4 protein-coding genes and 1 pseudogene are annotated in these 4,130 nt (G+C 48.5%); 4 read left to right on the forward strand and 1 reads right to left on the reverse strand.

From position 1 onward, the window contains the following. Positions 1 to 91: 91 nt before the first annotated feature. Positions 92 to 274: pseudogene (locus ACTHUM_RS10635) on the reverse strand (hypothetical protein); the annotation flags it as partial. Between the two features lie 262 nt (positions 275 to 536). Between ACTHUM_RS10635 and ACTHUM_RS10640 the strand changes: the two are divergent. The 4 genes from ACTHUM_RS10640 (at position 537) to ACTHUM_RS10655 (ending at position 4,006) form a co-directional block, all read left to right on the forward strand. Continuing rightward, positions 537 to 1,397, forward strand: a complete 861-nt coding sequence (locus tag ACTHUM_RS10640; RefSeq protein ID WP_440402868.1) for an SDR family oxidoreductase — start codon at positions 537 to 539, stop codon at positions 1,395 to 1,397. Next, entirely contained in the window at positions 1,387 to 2,211 is an 825-nt protein-coding gene (locus ACTHUM_RS10645) for an ABC transporter ATP-binding protein (protein WP_070461570.1), read from the forward strand. The genes ACTHUM_RS10640 and ACTHUM_RS10645 overlap by 11 nt, the downstream gene beginning before the upstream one ends. A 101-nt stretch (positions 2,212 to 2,312) precedes the next feature. Further along, on the forward strand, positions 2,313 to 3,830 hold the full coding sequence (locus tag ACTHUM_RS10650; protein WP_070461569.1) for an ABC transporter permease/substrate-binding protein: 1,518 nt from the start codon (positions 2,313 to 2,315) through the stop codon (positions 3,828 to 3,830). A 47-nt stretch (positions 3,831 to 3,877) separates the two neighbouring features. After that, complete coding sequence (locus tag ACTHUM_RS10655) at positions 3,878 to 4,006, forward strand: hypothetical protein (protein WP_440402869.1); 129 nt, start codon at positions 3,878 to 3,880, stop codon at positions 4,004 to 4,006. Positions 4,007 to 4,130: the final 124 nt, after the last annotated feature.

Below are 4,130 nucleotides of genomic sequence, written 5' to 3' on the forward strand. Positions count from 1 at the left end.
TACGAAAAATAAATCGGATTCTTAAAATGAAAAAGCCGTCTGAAACCCAATGTTCAGACGGCTTTTTACTCCCAAAATGATTAATTGATCATTACCATTTTCCAGTTATCCCAATACGGATTGTCCTACCTGGTGCAGGCAGGTAAGAGCGACTCATCGGGTCGAGGTAGTAGCGGTTGGTCAGGTTGCTGCCCACCAGCTCGGCAGTCAGGTTTTTGCCGATTTTGTAGCGCAGGTAGGCATCCCATACTGCAACAGGCTGCCAGCGCATATAGTCGGGGTCTGCCTGTTTTCCATTACCTGCTTGGTCGTAATATACCTGAAAAATCGCCCTGCGGTATTATTCAGCTTAATAATCAAGTAAGTCTTTCGCGGCTTATCGTATGTAGGAAAACTGCTACAATAATAACCATCAATAAACCATCCCTTGAATCTATTCAGTCTACCTGAAACTCAAAAAGCAGCATGCACATGGTTTTACAGAAACCCTGTAAACAGCAAAGCTATCTCTTTAGAAAACGCATAAGGAAAACAACATGAATCTAGCCATCACTGGCTCCAGCGGCAACATCGGCGGTATGGTCGCCCGTCATCTGAGCACATGCGGCCTGCCGCTTATCCTGCCGCTGCGTAACCCCGCCAAAGCGCCCAATCTCACGAACTGCGAGGCGCGACGGTTTGCCTATGGCGATTTGGAGCTTGCTAAGCAGGCTTTAAATGGGGTGGACGTGCTGTTTATGGTGTCCGCCGCCGAAAGTCCGATGCGCGAACAGGAGCATTTGACTTTGGTGCAGGCTGCTTCGGAAGCGGGCGTGAAGCATATTGTCTATCTCTCTTTTGCTCAAGCGGCGTTGGACAGTACCTTCACGCTGGCGCGCACTCATGCGGTTACCGAAAATGCAATCCGGCAAACAAATATGCGCTACACCTTTCTGCGCGACAATTTTTACAGTGAGATGATGGCAACAATTGCTAACGCAGATGGCATCATCGCAGGCCCAGCCGACGACGGGCGCGTTGCCTGCGTTTCGCAGCACGATGTCACCCAAGCAGCGGCAAACATCATCGCCGACATCGCTTGCGACAATCACCACTACGATAATCAGACCTACACACTGACCGGTTCCCAATCATTAAGTTTTATTGAAATAGCCGCCGTCTTAACCGAAATCACCGGCAAACCGCACTGCTACCACAATGAAACTGTGGAAGAAGCCTTCGCCAGCCGCAAAGCTGAGTATCCTGACACTCCCGATTGGCAGATTGAAGCCTGGGTTTCTACCTACACTGCCATTGCCAAAGGCGAGCTTGCTACCGTTTCAGACGACCTGTCGCAGTTGTTGGGACGCGCACCGATTAGTTTTGAAGACGTAGTAAAGGCACAATATGCAAAATAATCTTGTCCCATTTATCGAGTTTCGTGGCACAGGCAAGCATTATGACGGCAAATATGCTGTGCGCGATTTGGATTTGACCATTTATCAGGGTGAATTTTTCGTGTTGGTAGGTAGCTCGGGCAGCGGCAAATCCACCACTTTACGCATGATTAACGCGCTAATTGAACCGACCGATGGCAACGTTTATCTGCACGGGAAACGGATTAAAGACTACGACATCCGCCAGCTCCGCCACCAAATTGGTTACGTATTGCAGCAAATCGCACTTTTCCCCACCATGACCGTCGCGGAAAATATCGAACTCATGCCTGACGTACTGGGCTGGCCGAAAGCCGAACGCAAAACGCGTGTGAATGAATTATTGGAGCTGGTGGAACTTGACCCTGCGCACTACCGCGACCGCTATCCGCACGAACTTTCCGGCGGTGAACAGCAGCGCATCGGTATTTTGCGAGCCATTGCAGCCAAGCCTCAAGTTCTGCTGATGGACGAACCGTTTTCAGCACTTGACCCGCTGGTACGCACCGTGCTGCAAGACCAAATTGCTATGATTCACCAAAAATTTGGCACCACTATCGTTTTCGTTACCCATGATATGCAGGAAGCCGCCAAACTCGCTTGCCGTATCGGTGTAATGCATAATGGCAAACTGGTACAAATCGACACACCTGAAGAAATCAAAAAGCAGCCGGCAAATGATTATGTGCAATCGCTGTTTTCCACCGCCGATGCACCCGATGCCGAACGCATCATCCACCAATTCTTACGGTTGGATAAACAGGGACAGGAAGCTGTGAGAAGGGCAGTGTTATGATGGTGAAGGCCGTCTGAAACCTCTTTCAAGGCGCTAATACCTTGCTGTAAAGCAAACATAAACATCTATTATTCAACGTACTAAACATAAAATTTAAAACTATGTTCTCATCCCTAAACGTTACCCTGGCAGAACTCTGGCAAATGCTGCTTACGCATTTATGGCTTTCCGGCCTGGCTTTGCTCGCGGCAGTGGCAATTGCGGTGCCTGCCGCCGTGTTGTTTGCGCGCAGACAGCGGGCAGCGGAAGCGGTATTGCAGTTTACCAATATATTGCAAACCATTCCGTCTTTGGCGCTGCTGGGTTTGCTGATTCCGTTTGTCGGTATCGGTTCGCCGCCCGTCTTGATTGCGCTCACGCTATACGCGCTGTTGCCTATTTTTCAAAATACCTATTTGGGGCTGACCCAAATCGACCAATCGATTCAAGATGCGTACACCGCATTCGGACTATCGCGCTGGCAATCATTGTGGCGGATTGAACTGCCGATGGCTTTGCCTGCCATGATTTCGGGCATTCGCACGGCGGCAGTGCTGATTGTCGGCACGGCAACTCTGGCGGCGTTAATCGGAGCAGGCGGTTTGGGCAACCTGATTCTGCTCGGTATCGATCGCAACAACATGACAATGACGTTTACCGGCGCATTGCTCTCCGCATTATTGGCTGTCGGTGTAAGCGGCATTATCGGGCTGTTGCAGAAATCACGACGCAAGTTGCCGATTATTCTTGCATTGGTGGTGGGCTTCGGCGCACTCGGTCTGTCTCAGATTTCATTTACACCTGCTACAAAAAACGTGGTGGTTGCCGGCAAAATGGGGAGTGAGCCGGATATTCTGATTAACATGTATAAATTATTGATTGAACGTGAGAATTCGAACGTGAAAGTCACAGTCAAACCTAATTTTGGCAAAACTACTTTCCTGTTTAGCGCACTGAATAGTGGCGAAATCGATATTTATCCTGAATTCACCGGCACAGTGCTGGAAGCCTTAGTACAAGTACCAACTGAACAGAAGAACCGCCATCTGTCGCCAGATGAAACCTATCAACGGGGCAAACAATTATTGGCGGAACAATATCAGCTAGAGTTTCTGCCACCAATGTCTTATCAGAACACTTACGCGTTGGCGGTCAAAGAAAGCTACGGTGCATCGCACCAACTGAAGACAATCAGCGACTTGAAGCAGGTAGCGCCCAATATCCGAGCAGGTTTCTCACTGGAATTTATCGACCGAGCGGATGGCTATAAAGGCATGCAGGCAGCCGGTATCACGCTAAAACATATTGTTAGCTTGGAACCTGCCTTACGCTATACGGCATTGTTGAATGACAAAATCGACCTAGTGGAAGCCTTTTCCACCGATGCAGAATTGAAACAATATCAATTGCGCCTACTGAAAGATGATATTTCCCTGTTTCCTGCTTATCAGGGTGCGCCATTGATGAAAGCAGAATTTGCTGAAAAAAATCCTCAAATTGTGACCGCACTTAACCGACTGGCGGGAAAAATTAGCGAAGAGGAAATGAGTGAGATGAACTACCGCGTGAAAGTGCAAGGCGAAAGCGCGGAAAACGTAGCGCGGGAGTATTTGGAGAAAAATGGGTTGTTAGGAAAGTAAAATTGGCAGTAGGCTACCTGAAAGCATCAGATTCTTAGGGAGGTATTATGAAAGCCGTAAAAATCTATCAAGCCGGCGGTCCAGAGCAACTGATTTATCAAGACGTGCCAACACCTGATATCAAAGAGAGTTGGTCACTGGTAAAAATCAAAGGCTTCGGCATCAACCATTCCTAGATTTTCACACGCGAAGGCAAATCGCTGTCTGTCCAGTTTCCGCGTATCTTGGGCATTAAATGTGTAGGCCAAGTGACGCCTTTAGAATAAAACAGTGGTCTGAATTGGTTTCATGGATATTGAT

This window comes from Neisseria sp. P0021.S006 (genome assembly GCF_051956895.1).